The sequence below is a fragment of the Actinacidiphila paucisporea genome (assembly GCF_900142575.1).
Taxonomy (GTDB): domain Bacteria; phylum Actinomycetota; class Actinomycetes; order Streptomycetales; family Streptomycetaceae; genus Actinacidiphila; species Actinacidiphila paucisporea.
The window spans coordinates 302,370-318,075 of sequence record NZ_FRBI01000003.1 but is presented as its reverse complement, the minus strand read 5'-3'; the positions used below and the strand labels follow the sequence as shown (position 1 = coordinate 318,075).

General features: G+C 72.7%; 19 protein-coding genes. 6 read left to right on the top strand and 13 right to left on the bottom strand.

Features of this window, described 5'->3' with window-relative positions:
• Window positions 1-156: 156 nt before the first annotated feature.
• The gene (locus BUE44_RS07465; RefSeq protein ID WP_073495089.1) at window positions 157-789 is read right to left on the bottom strand and encodes an NADPH-dependent F420 reductase; all 633 of its coding nucleotides are present in this window, start codon (window positions 787-789) and stop codon (window positions 157-159) included.
• An 86-nt stretch (window positions 790-875) separates the two neighbouring features.
• Between BUE44_RS07465 and BUE44_RS07460 the strand changes: the two genes are divergently transcribed.
• Complete coding sequence (locus tag BUE44_RS07460) at window positions 876-1,331, top strand: winged helix-turn-helix transcriptional regulator (protein ID WP_235001954.1); 456 nt, start codon at window positions 876-878, stop codon at window positions 1,329-1,331.
• A gap of 74 nt (window positions 1,332-1,405) precedes the next feature.
• Here BUE44_RS07460 and BUE44_RS07455 read toward each other — a convergent pair whose 3' ends face one another.
• The gene (locus tag BUE44_RS07455) at window positions 1,406-1,831 is read right to left on the bottom strand and encodes a DUF7919 family protein (RefSeq protein WP_073495087.1); all 426 of its coding nucleotides are present in this window, start codon (window positions 1,829-1,831) and stop codon (window positions 1,406-1,408) included.
• A 168-nt stretch (window positions 1,832-1,999) separates the two neighbouring features.
• The gene (locus tag BUE44_RS38360) at window positions 2,000-2,596 is read right to left on the bottom strand and encodes a BP74-related protein (protein ID WP_235001953.1); all 597 of its coding nucleotides are present in this window, start codon (window positions 2,594-2,596) and stop codon (window positions 2,000-2,002) included.
• A gap of 150 nt (window positions 2,597-2,746) precedes the next feature.
• Between BUE44_RS38360 and BUE44_RS07445 the strand changes: the two genes are divergently transcribed.
• Window positions 2,747-2,983, top strand: a complete 237-nt coding sequence (locus BUE44_RS07445) for a CBU_0592 family membrane protein (RefSeq protein WP_073495085.1) — start codon at window positions 2,747-2,749, stop codon at window positions 2,981-2,983.
• A 56-nt stretch (window positions 2,984-3,039) separates the two neighbouring features.
• On the opposite strand, the gene BUE44_RS07440 is transcribed toward BUE44_RS07445, so the two are convergent.
• The 4 genes from BUE44_RS07440 to BUE44_RS07425 form a co-directional block, all read right to left on the bottom strand.
• Entirely contained in the window at window positions 3,040-3,900 is an 861-nt protein-coding gene (locus BUE44_RS07440) for an RNA polymerase sigma-70 factor (RefSeq protein WP_073495083.1), read from the bottom strand.
• Window positions 3,897-4,475, bottom strand: coding sequence for a carboxymuconolactone decarboxylase family protein (locus tag BUE44_RS07435; RefSeq protein ID WP_073495081.1), 579 nt, complete (start codon window positions 4,473-4,475; stop codon window positions 3,897-3,899). Before BUE44_RS07435 ends, BUE44_RS07440 begins: the two co-directional genes overlap by 4 nt.
• A gap of 101 nt (window positions 4,476-4,576) precedes the next feature.
• On the bottom strand, window positions 4,577-5,116 hold the full coding sequence (locus tag BUE44_RS07430; protein WP_073495079.1) for a GNAT family N-acetyltransferase: 540 nt from the start codon (window positions 5,114-5,116) through the stop codon (window positions 4,577-4,579).
• Between the two features lie 124 nt (window positions 5,117-5,240).
• Entirely contained in the window at window positions 5,241-6,071 is an 831-nt protein-coding gene (locus tag BUE44_RS07425) for a glycoside hydrolase domain-containing protein (RefSeq protein ID WP_073495077.1), read from the bottom strand.
• 545 nt (window positions 6,072-6,616) lie between these two features.
• On the opposite strand from BUE44_RS07425, the gene BUE44_RS07420 reads away from it, so the two are divergent.
• On the top strand, window positions 6,617-6,838 hold the full coding sequence (locus BUE44_RS07420; protein ID WP_073495075.1) for a hypothetical protein: 222 nt from the start codon (window positions 6,617-6,619) through the stop codon (window positions 6,836-6,838).
• 99 nt (window positions 6,839-6,937) lie between these two features.
• Window positions 6,938-7,060: a hypothetical protein gene (locus BUE44_RS39215; protein ID WP_265737150.1), complete on the top strand. Its 123-nt coding sequence runs from the start codon at window positions 6,938-6,940 to the stop codon at window positions 7,058-7,060.
• Window positions 7,061-7,447: 387 nt separating this feature from the next.
• On the opposite strand, the gene BUE44_RS07415 is transcribed toward BUE44_RS39215, so the two are convergent.
• Window positions 7,448-8,860 (bottom strand): condensation domain-containing protein, encoded by a 1,413-nt coding sequence (locus BUE44_RS07415; protein ID WP_107415642.1) that lies wholly within the window; start codon window positions 8,858-8,860, stop codon window positions 7,448-7,450.
• A 171-nt stretch (window positions 8,861-9,031) separates the two neighbouring features.
• A complete protein-coding gene (locus BUE44_RS07410; RefSeq protein ID WP_073495071.1) occupies window positions 9,032-9,628 on the bottom strand; it encodes a snapalysin family zinc-dependent metalloprotease in 597 nt (198 codons plus the stop codon).
• A gap of 271 nt (window positions 9,629-9,899) precedes the next feature.
• Here BUE44_RS07410 and BUE44_RS07405 point away from each other — a divergent pair, with 271 nt between their 5' ends.
• Entirely contained in the window at window positions 9,900-11,126 is a 1,227-nt protein-coding gene (locus BUE44_RS07405) for a metallophosphoesterase (protein ID WP_107415648.1), read from the top strand.
• A gap of 3 nt (window positions 11,127-11,129) precedes the next feature.
• On the opposite strand, the gene BUE44_RS07400 is transcribed toward BUE44_RS07405, so the two are convergent.
• The 4 genes from BUE44_RS07400 to BUE44_RS07385 form a co-directional block, all read right to left on the bottom strand.
• Window positions 11,130-11,672: a GNAT family N-acetyltransferase gene (locus tag BUE44_RS07400; protein ID WP_073495069.1), complete on the bottom strand. Its 543-nt coding sequence runs from the start codon at window positions 11,670-11,672 to the stop codon at window positions 11,130-11,132.
• A gap of 15 nt (window positions 11,673-11,687) precedes the next feature.
• The gene (locus BUE44_RS07395) at window positions 11,688-12,149 is read right to left on the bottom strand and encodes a MarR family winged helix-turn-helix transcriptional regulator (RefSeq protein ID WP_073495067.1); all 462 of its coding nucleotides are present in this window, start codon (window positions 12,147-12,149) and stop codon (window positions 11,688-11,690) included.
• 111 nt (window positions 12,150-12,260) lie between these two features.
• The gene (locus BUE44_RS07390; RefSeq protein ID WP_073495065.1) at window positions 12,261-13,250 is read right to left on the bottom strand and encodes a hypothetical protein; all 990 of its coding nucleotides are present in this window, start codon (window positions 13,248-13,250) and stop codon (window positions 12,261-12,263) included.
• A 189-nt stretch (window positions 13,251-13,439) separates the two neighbouring features.
• Window positions 13,440-14,897, bottom strand: coding sequence for an MFS transporter (locus BUE44_RS07385; protein WP_073495063.1), 1,458 nt, complete (start codon window positions 14,895-14,897; stop codon window positions 13,440-13,442).
• 151 nt (window positions 14,898-15,048) lie between these two features.
• Between BUE44_RS07385 and BUE44_RS07380 the strand changes: the two genes are divergently transcribed.
• Window positions 15,049-15,675: a TetR/AcrR family transcriptional regulator gene (locus tag BUE44_RS07380; protein WP_073495061.1), complete on the top strand. Its 627-nt coding sequence runs from the start codon at window positions 15,049-15,051 to the stop codon at window positions 15,673-15,675.
• Window positions 15,676-15,706 lie beyond the last annotated feature (31 nt).

The following is a 15,706-nucleotide window of genomic DNA, read 5'->3' as shown; positions in this document are numbered from 1 at the left end:
GGTTCACGTCGCCGGGGTGCGAAAATCCGCAGGTCCCGGCCGGGAGGTCCGCGACGTCCCCCTCCCCGTCGCATCCATTGGGTCGCAGGCACCCGGACCGTCACGGTTCGCGGGGAACCAGCCGAGACCGTACGCCCGCATGGCGTGCGGGCCCGTTCACGCGGACATCGGCATCCGGGGAATCGCCGAGCTGGGATCGACGCCGGCGAAGACCAGGCCGATGACGAAGCCGGCGACCTCCTCCAGTTGGCGGGCCCGGCGCAGCGGACCGAGCACGGCGGGGCGGCCGCCGGCGTCGCGTACCAGGTCGGAGACCGTACGCAGAGCGCCGTCGTCATCACCGGCGAGGGCGACCGTGACCGGTTCGCGCCCCGGCGACCACTGGTCGGCGGCGAAGAGGTGGAAGCCCTTGACGACGTGCGCGCCCGGCGCCCACCCGGCGATGTGCTCGGCCGCGGCACGGCCGTCCGCGGGGAGGAGTTCGCCGACACCGTGCTCGACCGCGTTGGTCGGGTCGATGAGCGGTGTGCCCGCCAGCGAGCCGTCCGCCGCGCCGGCCGCGCGGAGCATCTCCGCCACGCCCTGCCAGGTGACGGCGACCAGCACCGCGTCCCGGCCGGCGACCGCCGCCGGGGGCTCGACCGCCTCGGCCTCACCGCCGATCGCCGCCGCCGCGTCCGCCGCCTTCCGCGCCGAGCGGCCCGCGACCAGCACCTCGTGCCCGGCCCGCGCCCACGCGGCGCCCAGCCCGACCGCGAGAGTCCCCGTGCCCAGTATCCCGATCCGCATCTTCCGCTCCTCCACGACGCCGGCTGCGATGCGGCTACCGTAGAAAATCCGATACGCACCGGCCGGTAGGGAACGAAGGCGCGACCATGGCGGCGATGGACGAGGACCTCACCGGCGACAGCACCGGGCACTGCACCACCGACGCTGCCGGGGACCGTGCCCGCCACCGGCCGGGCCGCTTCGACGAACCCCTCGCGGACTGCCGGGTGCGCGCGGCCACCGACCTGTTCGCGCACACCTGGGACCCGGTCGTACTGGTCGGCCTGGGCCCCGGTCCGTTGCGGCGCGGCGACCTGCTCGCCGCGATCGGCGGCGTCAGCGACAAGGTCCTCACCGACACCCTGCGCCGCCTGCTGGCCAACGGCCTGATCGGCCGCCACCCGCGGACCGCCACCGCCCCGCCGCACGTCGACTACGCCCTGACGCCGCTCGGCCGCTCGCTGGTCGACGGCCCGCTCCGCGAGCTGGGCCGCTGGTCGCTGGCGCACGGCGACGCACTGCTCGCCGCGCAGGAGTCCGCCGACGGCTTCGACGGCATCTGAGACGTCGGCCGGACGGACGGTGCCGCGCCTGCTCCACTCGCTCATGAGGTGCCGCCCGCGGCAGCGGATCGGTGTCAGGAGCCGTGCTCGGTGACATGCCGCTTCGCCATGACGGCCTCGATGAACTCGCCGGGTGGCAGGTAGTGGTGGTCCTTCACGTAGTGGTAGGCGAGGTCGGGGGCGACGAGGACGTCCCCCGACGCCGATCGGACCCGGACCTCCGCGGACCCCAGCGCGATGGTGCCGTCGCCGGCTTCCGCGCGGTAGGGGTAGGGGAGGACGCCCTCCTCGTGCGGGAGTGGGCACGCGTGCCACCCCCGCGTCCTTGCCGAAGGGTGGTCCCTCGCCAGGGAGATGAAGGCGTCGAGAAAACCCCTCGGCACCTCGCCCTCGGGGAAGTCGGACCCCTCGCCGAGCCATCCGACGGTCAGCGCGCGCGTGCCGGGCGGAACGGTGTCCAACAGGTAGGTGTACGGGGCCAGTTCGCTGTACGTCGCCACGTTCTCTCGTCCTCCAGGGATGACGCCACGGCAGCCTGCCCCGTGCACCTACCCGCGGTCAGCCGTTGGCGATGCGCACGACGCCGGTGATGGTGCCCTGGTAGATCACGCCGCCCGGTCCACCGGGTGCCCTGCCGGGCCGTGTTGGCCGCGGCTGCGGGCTGAGGCTCAGCGGGAGACTTCGGCGATCAGCCGGCCGGTCCAGTTGCACCAGTACAGGCCCGGCAGGAAGGCACCGCCGGCCTCGTCCAGGTGGTCCTCGACGTAGGGGGTCGTAGCGTCGCAGACCTCGATGCCCTGATCGGCGAACTGGATGGTGTCGGGGTTGTAGTGGAAGTCCCACGGAGCGTTGTAGGCGGCCGCGGACTTGACGATCCGGCCGATGATGATCTTCCGGTCACCGGAGGCGACGATGTCGCGGGCCTCGCGGATCGTGTCCGGGTTGGTGATCGCGACGGTGAAGTTGCTGCCGGTGATGTCGCGCATGGTGAAGTACGCGGTGTTGCCGGCGGCACTGGCCTGTCCGGGCACGGTGGCGGTCAGGGCCAGCAGGGCGGTGCCCGCAAGGGTGGGCGCGCGGTCCGCGATCGGCGGCCTCGCGCACGAGGTTCGTGAAGACGTCCTGCCGTTCGCCTTTGTCGATGAACCAGGGCTTGATGGCGATCCGTTACGGTGCTCGCCGATCCGGGCGTCGTTCTCCAGATGGAACGCGAGCAGTTCGGTCAGGATGGCCGTCCGGCTGTCGCGCCGGCGGTGGACCTGCACCAGCAGCAGCGGAGTCCGCGCCGGGGATGGGAAGGCGGGGCGCGCTCCCCGGTGGAGGCCCGGTCCGGGAAACCGGCTCCGGGCGCGGTCGGTCGTGCGGCGCCCGCGCGCACGGCGGCATCCGGCGGCCAGGAGAACCGAGGCGTCGCCATGATCGAACAGCTGGTACAGGTCTTCGGTTCCGTTCTGATCCTCCTCCCCTTTCTCCTCGCGCAACTCGGCCGGGTCGATCCGCGATCGCGCAGCTACCTCGCGCTCAACCTCGTCGGCTCCGTCGTCCTCACCGTGGACGCCGCCCTGGCCCACCAGTGGGGCTTCCTCCTGCTGGAGGCGACGTGGGCGATCGTGTCCCTGGTGGGGCTGTGCGGCTTCCTCCGCGAGCGGTGACGTCCGCCTGGGCGGGTGGTGCGGGCCTGGCACGCCCCGAATCCAGCCGCCAGCGCCTACCTGCTGAGATCGGTCGGCGTGTCCAGTCGGGTCAGCTTTTGCGGGTTGGAGATCGCGTAGATCCGGGTGATGCGTCCGTCCCTGATCACCAGGCTCACCGCGGCCCGTCCGCTGCCGGACGCGATCCGGATGGCCAGGCTGCCGTTGAGCCACACCGCTGTGGTCTCGGCACCGGTGCGGTCCGTGCCGGCGAGCATCGTCGCCACGCGTTCGGCCCCGCGGAGGGGGGTCAGTGCGGCGGCGGTGAGCCCGCCGCCGTCGGCGATGAGGACCACGTCAGGGGCCATGACCTCCAGGAGGTCCTGGATCCGCCCGGTGTTCAGCGCGGAGACGAACCGGGCCACCACGGCCTGGTGTTCCGACCGGCTCACGCTGACACGCGGCTGCCGGGCGGCGACGTGGTTCCGGGCCCGCCGGGCGATCTGCCGCACGGCGGCGGCAGTCTTCCCCACGGCCTCGGCGACCTCGTCGTAGGGCAGGTCGAAGACGTCGCGGAGGACGAACACCGCGCGTTCCACCGGCCCGAGCGTCTCCAGGACGGTCAGCATGGCGAGGGAGACGGTCTCCGCGAGTTCGACGTCGTCGGCGACGTCGGGGTGGGTCAGCAGCGGTTCGGGAAGCCACTCGCCGACATAGTCCTCGCGGCGACGGGAGAGCGTGCGTATGCGGTTGAGTGCCTGCCGGGTGACGGCCCGGACGAGGTACGCCCGCGGATCGCGGACCTGCGACCGGTCGACGTCGGCCCACCGCAGCCAGGTCTCCTGCAGCACGTCCTCCGCATCGGCCGCGGAGCCGAGCATCTCGTAGGCGACGGTGAACAGCAGGCTGCGGTGGGCGACGAAAGGGTCACCGGTCATTGCGCGGAACCTGCGCGGGACGTCGCCGGGCGCTCGGCCAGCGGGATCTCGCAGGCGTCGGAGAATCCCTGGGAGGAGACCCCGTTCGCCACGTTGGCCCTGGTCGCCAGGTTGACGTAGGCGATGAACGCGGTGATCTCCACCATCGCCGGCGCCCCGAGCCGCTCGAGAAGGGCGGCGTACTGCTCGTCGGTGACGGTCGGCGGGGTGTCCGTCATCGCCTCGGCGTACCCCATGACGTCGCGCTCCAGCGGCGTGAACACGTCCGCCTCGCGCCAGCGCGGCACCTGGCTCGCCCTGGCCAAGTCCAGGTTCTCGTTCCGCGCCTGGAAATAGCCGACGTCCAGGCACCAGCTGCAGCCGACCTGCGACGCGACGGCCATGTGCGCGAACGACTTCAGGCCCGGGTCGACCGCTTCCCACGAACCCACCTTGGCGCCGAACTCCAGGTTGTCCTGGGCTACCGGGGGGCTGTGCCACAGCACTTCGACGTTCTCGGGCACGATGCCCAGTTGCTTGAGCATGCTCTCCCGGAGCTCGGCGGGAAGCTCGGCCTTCGGCAGTCGCAGCGCCATGGTGTGTCTCCTCGTACGCGTCCCTGGTGGGTTGGTCGGCATGAAGACACCGCCCGGTCCGCACACGTGACAACCACCGCCGCCCTCTGCGCCCCAGGGCCTCAAGCAGACGGCGGGGCCGGGGGCCGCCGGCCGAGCCACTGCTCGGCGTCCCAGGCGCGGAACCGCTCCACCTCGGCGAACCCCAGCTTCGCCGCGAGGCGCATCGAGGCGGTGTTGGCGGACTGGGTGGTGAGCACCACCGGCTCGCCGGGGAGGACGCCGTCGAACCAGTCGAGTGCCGCCGCGCACGCCTCGGCGGCGTACCCGCATCCCCACGCCCGCGGCAGGAACAGGTAGCCGAGATCGACCTTCCCCGCGGCGGCCGGGCGACGGTGCTCCGTCGCCCTCCTGAGCAGGATCTGGCCGATCATCCCCCCGTCGAGCTCGACGACGAAACTCCCGGGCCACCGCTCGGGCACCTCGGGCAGCTCGCGCTCCAACTCGGCCCGCGGCCGGGGCCCACCGAGGTAGGTGTGCACCTCCGGCGCCGCCAGCAACTCGACGAACGCCGCACGGTCCCGGGCCTGCGACCCACGCAGTACGAGCCTGCCGGTCCTGATCGGCTCAGGCGGCCAGCCGACTGACCCCAGATCACTCATGCGGGCCAGCCAACCAGCGGACCCCCGCAGCGATCAAGCCCCGCGGACCGACATCCAGGCCGGCCGCGCGGAAGCTCGTCTCGAAGTGACCCACGGGCTGACGCGCGAGCCGGGCGGACGGGGATCAGCCGATGCTTGCCACCGGACCGTCCCAGGCGTCCCGGTCCACCGTGAGGGTGTAGCCCTTGCGGGTCTCCTTGCTGTTGACGGTGTACTGGTGGCCCCGGCTGTGGTCGGTGAACAGCTTGGGGTCCCAGGGCCAGTCCGTCGTGGTGCTGGCCTTGCCGTCGTACAGCGCGTACCAGAGGTTGCCGGGCAGGTCGGTCTTGTCGGCCGCGGTGGCGATCGCCTTCGCGCTGGAGGTGCTGAAGCCGTAGTAGCCGCCGCGGTAGGTCTTGGCACGCAGCGTCTTGGTGAAGGAGCGGACGTACGTCAGGACGGCGCTGTTGCACGAGGTGTTCGTGACGGCGTACGACTCCATGTCGAGGTAGATCGGCGAGCCGGCCTTCATCCCGAGCGCCGCGGCCTTGGCGACCGCGTCCTTGCCGTCGCTCGCGCCGAGCGCGGCAGCCGTGGCGGCGGTGATCTTCTCCGGGCTGGAACCGGTCTGGCACGGCGGTTGCGCGCCGACGTAGATCGGAATCAGCTTCCAGCCCGCGGAGTTGACCGTCTTCACCCATGACGCGGTGAGGTTCGGCTGCGCGCAGCCCCGGTTCTTCCCGCCGACGTAGACGGCGGCCGCACCGTAGTAGCCGTCGGCCTTCCAGGCCTTCATCGCGGCCTGCGAAGGAGCGGTGCAGGTGTCGAAGGCGCGACCGGTGAAGGTCTTCTGCGCCGGCCAGGTGGTCGCGGCCATCGACGTCTGCGCCAGGACCAGGCCCCCTGCCACAGCCGCGGCCCCCGCCGTGGTCCAGGCGATGTAACGGCCCTTCTTGGACAAACGGTGCTTGGACAATTCCCCACCCTTGCTATTCCTCTGCGGCCCTCAGCCGCAGGCCCGCCCCTTGGCTCGGCCACGCCGAACGCCTGATCGTAGAACACTCGGCCCGGCGATCGTTCCCCCCCTCCCGGCCGAGCGTCGGGCGTCCCGGTCGACGAGCGTGCGTACGAGCGGCCTGGCCCGCCGAGGCCGCCGCGTCCGCGGGCAGCCCTCACCCGCCCCCGCCGCTGGACGCGCCTCGCGTGCAGTCCCCCGGGACCGCGCCGGAACGTCTGCTCCGTCGCCCTGCCTGCCCGTCTCGTCTTTTCCCGCGGATTCGCATCGGGGGAGCCGGCCGCTCCTCCCGGGACGGCCGGAGGGCCGTGCGGCGCCGGGTGCTCGGGGCCGTGCCGGGGGCGGGTACGGGCCCGATCGGCCGCTGTGGTCTACGTTCGGGCGAAGACCGCGTCACCGATTTATCCCGCTTCTTCCGCAAAACGGTGGGTGTTTTTCGGGCTGCGCCGAGCATCCGATGTGGACAGCTGCAGCAAATGGGCCGCCGCTGGCGCACACTAGGTGCAATGACAAAGCCTGCTGCACAGAAGCGTCATCTGCCCACCAGTCCCTTCAAGGCCGCGGTCACGCCGATTCCCAAGCATTTCGCTGCCGGCGACCAGGTCGCGCACGACATGTACGGCCTCGGCCGGGTGACCGAGACCGAGGAGGGAATCGCGGCACTCGTCGATTTCGGCTCTGCACGGATGCGGATCCTGAGCCCCTACACCAAGATGTTCAAGCTGTAGCACCGCCCCACGCGGTCACGGCTGACCAGGCCCAGGCCCCTTCGGGGGCCTATGACGAAGGACGGACCTCTCATCGATTCGACCTCGCTGTTCTCCGCGGTGGAAGAGCAACCCCGCCATTCCGCCACGTCCTCGCCGCCCCTGACGGCGAACCTCTTCCAGGCCCCGGACTTCGAGGAAGACGAGTCCTGCCTGCTCGAGGACGCTCAGGGGCTCGCCTAGGGGTTCTGTCGAGGCGGACGCCGACGACGACATCGGTCGATGCGGTGAAGGCAGTCAGGACCGGCGCGGCCGCCAAGGAGGTGGCGGTCCCGCTCGCCGGCAGCACCACGTACGCGTACTGAGGTCTTCCGGACGGCAACGGGGCGTGCCCCGCCGCCGCACCGCGCTGAGCGGGCTTCGGCCCGTCCCCGCTCCGGCACTCCGTGAGGGCCGCAGCACCCGCAGCACCGCAAGGCCCGAGCCCCGGCCCCCGGCCGGCCGCTCGGGCCTTCGCGCATCCCGCGCTCGCGCCCGGCAGCGTGCTGAGCTGCCTGCCGTAGCGGGGCCGTAGCGGGTCATAGCGGGTCATAGCGGGGCCCGTGGCGCGGCAGGGGGCGGGTGACCCGGTCAGGCCGCCGGCATCGGCCGTACGCCGGTCGGCAGCGCCGGGTCGAACGCCGCGCCCACGACGAGCGCCTCCACGTCCCGCATGAGCGCCGTCACCTCGTCGGCGGACACGTGGTGGGTGTCCACGTGGAATTCCAGCTCGACCGTGTCCAGGGCGGTGCCGACCTGGACCATCAGCTTGTCGAGATACCGCGGGAAGGGCTCGCCCCAGTGCAGGGCGCTCTCGGCCCGTACGGCCTCCAGCTCGTCGCGGGGCGGCACCGCGGGGTCGGGCGGCTCGATGCCGACGCCGATCCGGCGGTCGTTGAACAGGCAGGAGGTCTCCACCGCTTCGCCGCGCTCCCGGTCGATCCGGGCGCGCAGCTCCTCCAGTCCCGCCGGGTCGTAATACGCGTACTTCGAGCAGAGCGCCGAGGCCCGCTGCGTGCGGTCCACCACCGCGTCGAAGGAGGCGTCCGCGACGTCGACCATCAGCAGGCCGTTCACGGACAGCGGATGGGACACGTCGGCCAGGCCCGGCCGGAAGCGGTTGCCGATCACCACCTGGATCAGCGCCGGGGTGATGCCGGTCAGCCGCGCCACGGCCACCGCGTAGGCGGCCAGCAGCACCGAGGACGTCGAGCTGCCGACCCGGGCCGCCACCGCCTTCGAGGCCAGGTGCAGGGCGCGGGACGTGAAGACCCCCCGCCGGTAGCGCGGCTCGCCCCGGTCCACGTGCGGGCCGAACCGCCGGGGCCCGGCCGAGCGCAGCAGCCGCTCCCAGTGGCGCAGCGAGAAGTCGCTCTGCCGCCGGACGGACGGCGTGCGCTGCAGGGCCGCCAGTTCCAGCGGCCCCATCGCCGACGCCGGGTTCTTCGCCTCCCCGGTGGCCGGGTCGCGCTCCCCCAGCTCCCCGAGCATCACCGCGATCCCGCCGCCGTCGGTGGCGACGTGCGAGATCGTCACGACCACATGGGTGACCGCACCGCGGCTGCGTACCGCGGCCATCCGGATCGGCCACTCCCGGGCGTGGTCGAACGGCGTCGCCTCCCACCGGTCGGCCAGGTCCCGGGCGACCAGGTCCGGGTCGCCGTCGTCCGCGGCGTCGAGGATGCCCAGCGCGGCCACCCCGGAGCCCGACACCTCCTGGACCAGGCCGCCGTCCGCGCCGGGCCGGATCCGGGCCCGCATCGAGGCGTAGCGGCACAGGAAGAACCTCAGCTCCGAGGCGAGGTCCCGGACCGTCCTGCCGTCGGTCACGGGCACCGCTCCGCCCATGCTCATCGACGTGCCGGCCTGCTCCATGAGCGTCCAGACCTTGCGCTGCCCCCAGGTCAGTTCGCCGACGCCGGCGCCGGGCCCCTCGAACGGCACGACGACCCGGTCGGTCATCTCCGCCCCGCCCAGGATCGTCCTCGAAACCGGTGCAGCCATCGACCGCCGTCCCCTCGGAGTGCCGGGCGCCCCCGCCCCGCATCATCTTCGGACAGCCGTACCGGGCGACGCAAGACGTTGAGGATATGTGGGAAGAAATGCATTGTTCCGGTGCGGAAGGGCGACCGTTTTCCCGTAAGCGGCAGTCGGGTTCGACCGTACGGCCGCCGGTCAGTCCCGCGAGCCGGCGAGGACCGGGCCGGCCCAGATGTCGATCACGATCTGCCGGCGGTCCGGGCGGACGGCCGACGTGCGGCCCGCGTAGTTGCGGTCGACCTGGGCCGCCTCGGTCGCGTTCGGCTTGGCGTTGGTGCACGAGGTGCCGGGCCCGTGACCGGACATCAGCTCGGAGCACGGGCCGCTGTAGTGGTCCGGCAGCCCGAGGATGTGGCCGGTCTCGTGCGCCATGATCCGGGTCTTGTCGTAGCCCTCGGCGACCGCCTGCTGGCCGAGTTGCACCTGGCCCTTGCTGCCGCCGGGGAAGAACGGGCCCAGTGTCGTCTGGGGCCAGCCGCTGGTCGCCACGTAGACGTAGTCGGCCGCGCCGGGTGAGGCGGCCGGCTGGAGGTGCACGTTGTGCACCGCCGCGTTCCAGTTCTGCACGCCCTGCGTGATCGCGCCCGCCCACTGCCCCGCCCGGCTGGCGTCGTACGTCAGGGTGACCACCGCCGCACTCGCCCTGGGGGCCGACTGGGCAGCGGCGATACCGGATGTCGTGCCCAGCATGGCGGGGATCAGCGCCGCTACGGCGGCTATTCGCTTGATCATGAGACTCGTGCGCCTCCTTGGCATCGGTTGTGCCGACGAGCCACAAGGGCACCATGCCGTGAGCGGGCTCCACAAGTACGCGGTCAGGACGGGGTGTTGAGTGGATCCCTCCCGACGGCGGCTGTTTCCAGCGGCGTTCGGGGGAGGAGCGCGCCGCGTGACGGATGATGGGAGCGACGGCGGGACAGCGGACGTGAGGGGCGCAGTGGTGGCAGCGGACAGCGAATCCATCCGGTCGGGGTCCGACCTGCGGGCAGCCGAACCGGCGCCGGTGCCGGAATCGGAGCCGAGCGCCGAGACCGGGGCCGGGGGCGCGAAGCCCCGGCGGGGACTGCGCCGGCGGCTGGGCGGGGGCGTGGTCCTCCTCGTCCTCGTGACGCTCTTCGGCCTGCCCTGGTGGACGCTGTTCGGCTCCGCCACGGACTGGCCGCTCCCGGTCTTCCTGGCCGGCACGGTCGGCTTCGCCGCCTGGCTGGTGTCCTTCCCCTTCCTGATGGCCGCGGGCCACGGGCGCCGGCGGTCCGACCGGGCGGCCCGGGTGGCGGACACCGGCCTCGGCGTCGTCTGGGTGCTGTTCACCTGGTCGGTGCTCGGCGGCCTGGCGCACCTCGTGCTGATCGGGTTCGGCGTCGGCGGCGCCGACCAGGCCAGGGTCGTCGCCGCGGCCGTCGTCGCGATCTCCGCCGTCCTGCTGGCCTGGGGCCACTACGAGGCCATGCGCGTGCCCCGCGTGAAGCGGCTGGACGTGCATCTCCCGCGGCTCGGCGGCGGTTTGGACGGGACGCGCGTCGTCGTGCTGGCCGACACCCACTACGGGCCGATCGACCGGGCCCGCTGGTCGGCGCGCGTCGCCGAGGCGGTCAACGCGCTCGACGCGGACATCGTGGTCCACGCGGGCGACATCGCCGACGGCACGCCCGCCCAGCGCCGGGAGCAGTCCGCGCCGCTCGGGACGATCCGCTCGCGGCTGGCGAAGGTCTACGTCACCGGCAACCACGAATACTTCGGGGAGGCCCAGGGCTGGCTCGACCGCATGGCCGAACTGGGCTGGGAACCGCTGCACAACCGCCATGTCGTGGTGGAGCGCGGCGGCGACCTGCTCGTACTCGCCGGCGTGGACGACGTGACGGCGGAGTCCTCCGGGCTGGCCGGGCACCGCGCCAACCTGCTCGGCGCGCTGGCGGGCGCGGGCCAGGACCGGCCGGTCCTGCTCGTCGCCCACCAGCCCAAGTACGTGACGCAGGCGGCCGCCGCCGACATCGACCTGCAGGTCTCCGGGCACACCCACGGCGGCCAGATCTGGCCGTTCAACTTCCTCGTCAGGATCGACCAGCCGGTGGTCCACGGCCTGAGCCGGCACGGGGAGCGGACGCAGCTCTACACCAGCCGCGGCGCCGGCTTCTGGGGCCCGCCCTTCCGGGTGTTCGCGCCGAGCGAGATCACGCTGCTGACCCTCCGGCCGGGCGCCGGGCCCGGGGCCGGCGGGCGACGGGACTGACCGTCAGCGGCGGCTCAGTCCCCAGGTCTGGAGGACGTAGGGCCGCCCCTTCTCCTCCCCCTTGATCAGCGGTACGTCGAGCAGGGCGAAGCCCGCCTTGGTGGCGACCGCGACGCTGGCGGTGTTCTCGGCCTCCAGCTCCAGGATCACCTGCCCGGTGCCCAGTTGCCCGAAGGCGTACGCGGCCATGACCCGCACCGCCCGCACCGCCAGCCCCTGGCCGCGGTGCGCAGGGCCGACCACGTAACCGACTTCCGTGCCCTCGGGACCGCGCGCCAGCATGACCTCGCCGAGCGGTTCGCCGCCGTCGACGGTGATGGCGAGCAGGATGGCCGCGCCCTCCGCCCGCAGCCGCCTGGCCCGGTCCAGCCGCGTGCGGGCGGCCGCCGCGTCGAAGGGCGAGGCGATCGGCGTCCAGTACGCGATGTCGGGGTGGCCGAACAGGTCCGGCATCGCGTCCAGGTCCGCTTCGGTCCAGTCGCGCAGGACGAGCCCTTCTCCGGTGAGCTCGATCCGGCCGGGAAAGGGCGGTGCTGCGCTGCTCATGGTGGACCTCCCGGGTCAGATGGTCTCCGCGGCCGCGGGCAGGCCGTGGGGTGCGGTCAGCCGGTCGAGCAGACCGGCCAGCGCCGTCCTCTCCGCCGCCGTCAGCCCCGCGGCGAATTCGGCGTCGACGGTGTGGGCCAGCTCGCCGCAGGCCGCGAGCACGTCGCGGCCGTGGGCGGTGAGGGTCAGGACCTGGCGGCGGCGGTCGTCGGGGTCCCTGACCCGCTGGATCGCGCCGAGCTTCTCCAGGTGGTCGGCCAAGGCAACGACCAGGCTGGGCGCGACGCCCATGACACCGGCGACCTCCAGTTGCGAGGAGGCCTTCCCGGCGTCGAGCAGGACCATCAACCCGACGTGCCGGGGTTTGAGTTCGTGGGGCTCGATGCGGGCCGCGAAGAGATCGGCCGCCATCGTCCCGAGCACGCCGAGCCGGAAGACGACGCTGGAGTTCACCTTGCCTGGAGCCACGGCGGCCATGCTATACGGCGCAGAATCATTCAAGATCTGCATGATTCTGCGCCCTTCGGCGGGCACCGTGCCGTCCCCGGTGGGGCAGCTGCCGGCTGTCTTCGCGGGTCGGCGTCCGACCTAGTGGACGAAGCCGGCGGGGTGGGCGTCGTCGAAGGTGACCCAGCCTTCGTCCCGGGAGGCGAAGGGGTTGGCCAGGTCGCGGATCGCGTCGTAGTAGTCGTGGCTGTAGGCAGGCCACAGGGCGGTGATCTGAGTGCGCAGGGTCAGCACGGCCGCGCTGATGTCCGTCCGGGCGGCCAGTTGGCCGGCGGCGTTGCCAGAGTGCAGGACGTGGAGGTCGGTGAGGAGGCTGCGCAGCTCCTGCGCCCAGCGCAGCCGCCCGACCACGGGGTTGCCGGCCGGGTGGGCGGCGGCGCCGTTGACGATCTCCGTCAGCGTCGCCGAGTGCGGAGGGCCGATCCGCGCGCGGTCGATCATCCCCTGGAGGTACTTCTGCTTGTTGTCCTCGGGGCGGGCCTCCCCGAAGTTCACGACCCTGCGCCGGGTGCCCTCGGCGTCGGTGCCGATCGCGAGGTTCAGCGCCGTGCGGATACAGGCCCGCAGGTCCTGCACATAGGCTCTCCAGGCGTTGTCCTGCCCCTGGGTGATCGCCGCGAGCGCCGCTTTCAGGCCCGCGTTGGTCGGGTAGTCGTCGACGAGGACCGGGCCGTTCGCGTTCCAGTGGATGATGTTCCTCGGCGCTCTGACGGACACGCCGGTCCTGCCGAGCGCGCGGAATTCCGCGGCCAGGCCCTGCGCGAAGCCGTAACCGCTGGTCGCCCCCGCCCAGCAGGAGATGATCCAGATCGTGTCGCCGTCCGCGAGCCCGCGGCTGACGAATTCCGGGACGAATTCCGCCGGTGTCCTGTCTTCGACGGTGCCCGCCCTGCCGTGTCCTATGACGTAGTTGATCCCCGGCGACCGCACCATCACCCCTGGCTCGGCGAGGGTGGAGGCGGTGCGTCCGGTGTGCGCTTCCAGCCACTGGACCGTTTCCCGTAACTCCGCCTGGTCGCGGATGCTGATGTAGTCGTCGGTCTCTTGCCCGTAGCCCTTGTGCAGGATCATCGGAACCCCCCGGGTCCATCTGCGGAGACGCTCTCCCCTGCCATCGTGACCGGTTCCTCCCCCCTGCGCTGACCCCTCGCGGATTCCGCCGGGCCCGCTGATACGGAGGAGCCGTGCCGGGGCGATTCAGCGGGCGTAGGCGGAGTAGTCCTGCACGGCGGTGGCAACCGGACGCGCGGGGCGGGCGGTTCAGGCGCGGGCCCGCTGCCGCGGTGTGCGGAGGAAGGCCGCGGCGAGCAGGACGCCGATCAGGACGAGGGCGGAGTTGACGGCGATGGCCGCGGTGACGCCGTGGTGGATCGCCGAGGCGCTGGTGGCGCCCGCGGTGCTCGCGGTGACCACGGCGGACATGATCGGGGTGCCCATGGTGATGCCGACCTGCTGGGACATCGACGCCAGGCCGGTGGCCAGGCCCTGTTCGGCGTCGGGCAGGCCGCCGGTGGCGGTGACCATGAAGCCGACGATGACGAGCATGTTGCCGATGCCGCCGAGGAAGGTGGCGGGCAGCAGCAGGGCCAGCGCGGGGCCGGTGCTGGTGCCCAGGAAGAGCAGGGCGGCGGTGGCGGCGGTCTGGAGGAGGCCGCCGGCGACCAGCGGGGTCAGCAGCGAGGTCCGCGCGATGACCCTGGGGGCGAGCAGGCCGCCGACGACAGTGCCGGCGCCCAGCACGCCGAAGGTGACGCCGGCCGCGAGCGGGGAGAAGCCCAGGGTGTCCTGGAGATAGAGGGTCAGCAGGTAGACCAGCGAGGTCTCGGTGACGAAGGCGAGCAGGCCGAGCACGTTGCCCCAGGCGACGTTGCGGCGGCCGAGGGTCTTCAGCGGCACCAGCGGCTGCGCGACCTTGCGCTCGATCAGGAAGAACGCGGCCAGCAGGGCGAGGCCCGCGACCAGGCCGGTCACCGCGTGGGCGCTGGTCCAGCCGTGCTCGCCGGCCTGGGTGAGGCCGTAGACGAAGGCCAGCAGGCCCGCGGTGACGGTGAGGGCGCCGGGGACGTCGAGGCGGGGGCGCTCGGCGGGCTTGGACTCCTTGATCACCGCCGGGGCGATCGCGACGACGGCGAGCGCGACGGGCACGTTGATGAAGAAGGCCCACCGCCAGGAGAGCAGGTCGGTCAGGGCGCCGCCGAGGATGGCGCCGGTGGTGAACCCGGCCGACATCAGGGCGCCGTTGACGCCGAGCGCCTTCTGCCGCAGCGGGCCTTCGGGGAAGGCGGTGGTCAGCAGGGACAGCCCGGCGGGGGTGGCGGCGGCGGTGGCCAGGCCCTGGGCGACGCGGGCGGCCAGCAGGACGCCGGGGCTCGTGGCCAGGCCGCCGGCCAGCGAGGACAGGCCCAGCAGGGCGATGCTGCCGATGAACATCTTCTTGCGGCCCGCGAGGTCGCCGATACGGCCGAGGAAGAGGGTGAAGCCGGCGGCGGTCAGGGCGAACGCGGTGGCGATCCACTGGAGGTCGGAGAGCGAGAAGCCGAGGCCGTCGCCGATGGCGGGCAGCGCGACGTTCAGGATCGAGAAGTCGACGGCCAGCATGAACTGGGCGACCAGCAGCACGGCCAGGACCAGTTTCAGCCGGCCGGTGAGGTGTCCGGGCCGGGCGTCGGGCGCGGGGCTGGACGTGCCCGACCGCGGGCCTGTCTTTATGGCGGACATGGCGAAGCTTCCTTTCAGTACCACCCGGATTACTGTTAACGGGACTGAAGTTCCGTTACGCCAGGACGGTAGCATGGGGAAGCCCACTAAGGGAACCGTAGTTCCGATAAGATGCCGGCAGAGCGAACCGCCACCGCAAGGAGAGGCCCCCATGTCCGTCCCGCCCGCGCCCGGCGCCCAGCGCCCGGGCGGCCGCACCGCCCGCGTCCGCGAAGCCGTCCTGCAGGCCGCGGGCGACGCCCTCGCCGCCGACGGCTTCGAGGCGCTCGACCTCGCCGACATCGCCCGCCGCGCCGACGTGGGCAAGACCACCGTCTACCGCCGCTGGGGCAGCTCCGGCGCCCTCGCCGCCGACCTGCTGGCCGACATGGCCGAGCAGTCGCTGCCCCGCACCGACACCGGCAGCCTCCGGACGGACCTGCGGGCCAACGCCCGCCTCGTCGTCAAGACCCTCGCCGACCCCCGGCAGAGCCGCCTCTTCAAGGCCCTGATCGCCGCCTCCCTGTGCAACGACCAGGCCGCGCAGGCCCTGCACCGCTTCTACGCCGTCCGCATCGAGGAGTGGGCCGGCTGCGTCCGCGACGCCGCCACCCGCGGCGAGGTCCCCGCCGGCACCGACCCGCACGCCGTCGTCGCCGCCGTCTCCGCCCCCCTCTACTACGCCCTCCTCAACACCGGCCGCCCCCTCACCGACGCCGACGCCGACCGCGCCGCGGCCGCCGCGGCCGCCGCGGCACAGGCCGGCGTGTGGGCCCGCCAGGAGGCGGACGGAAGCTGACCGCGTCGCGGGCGAGAGCCGACCGCACCGC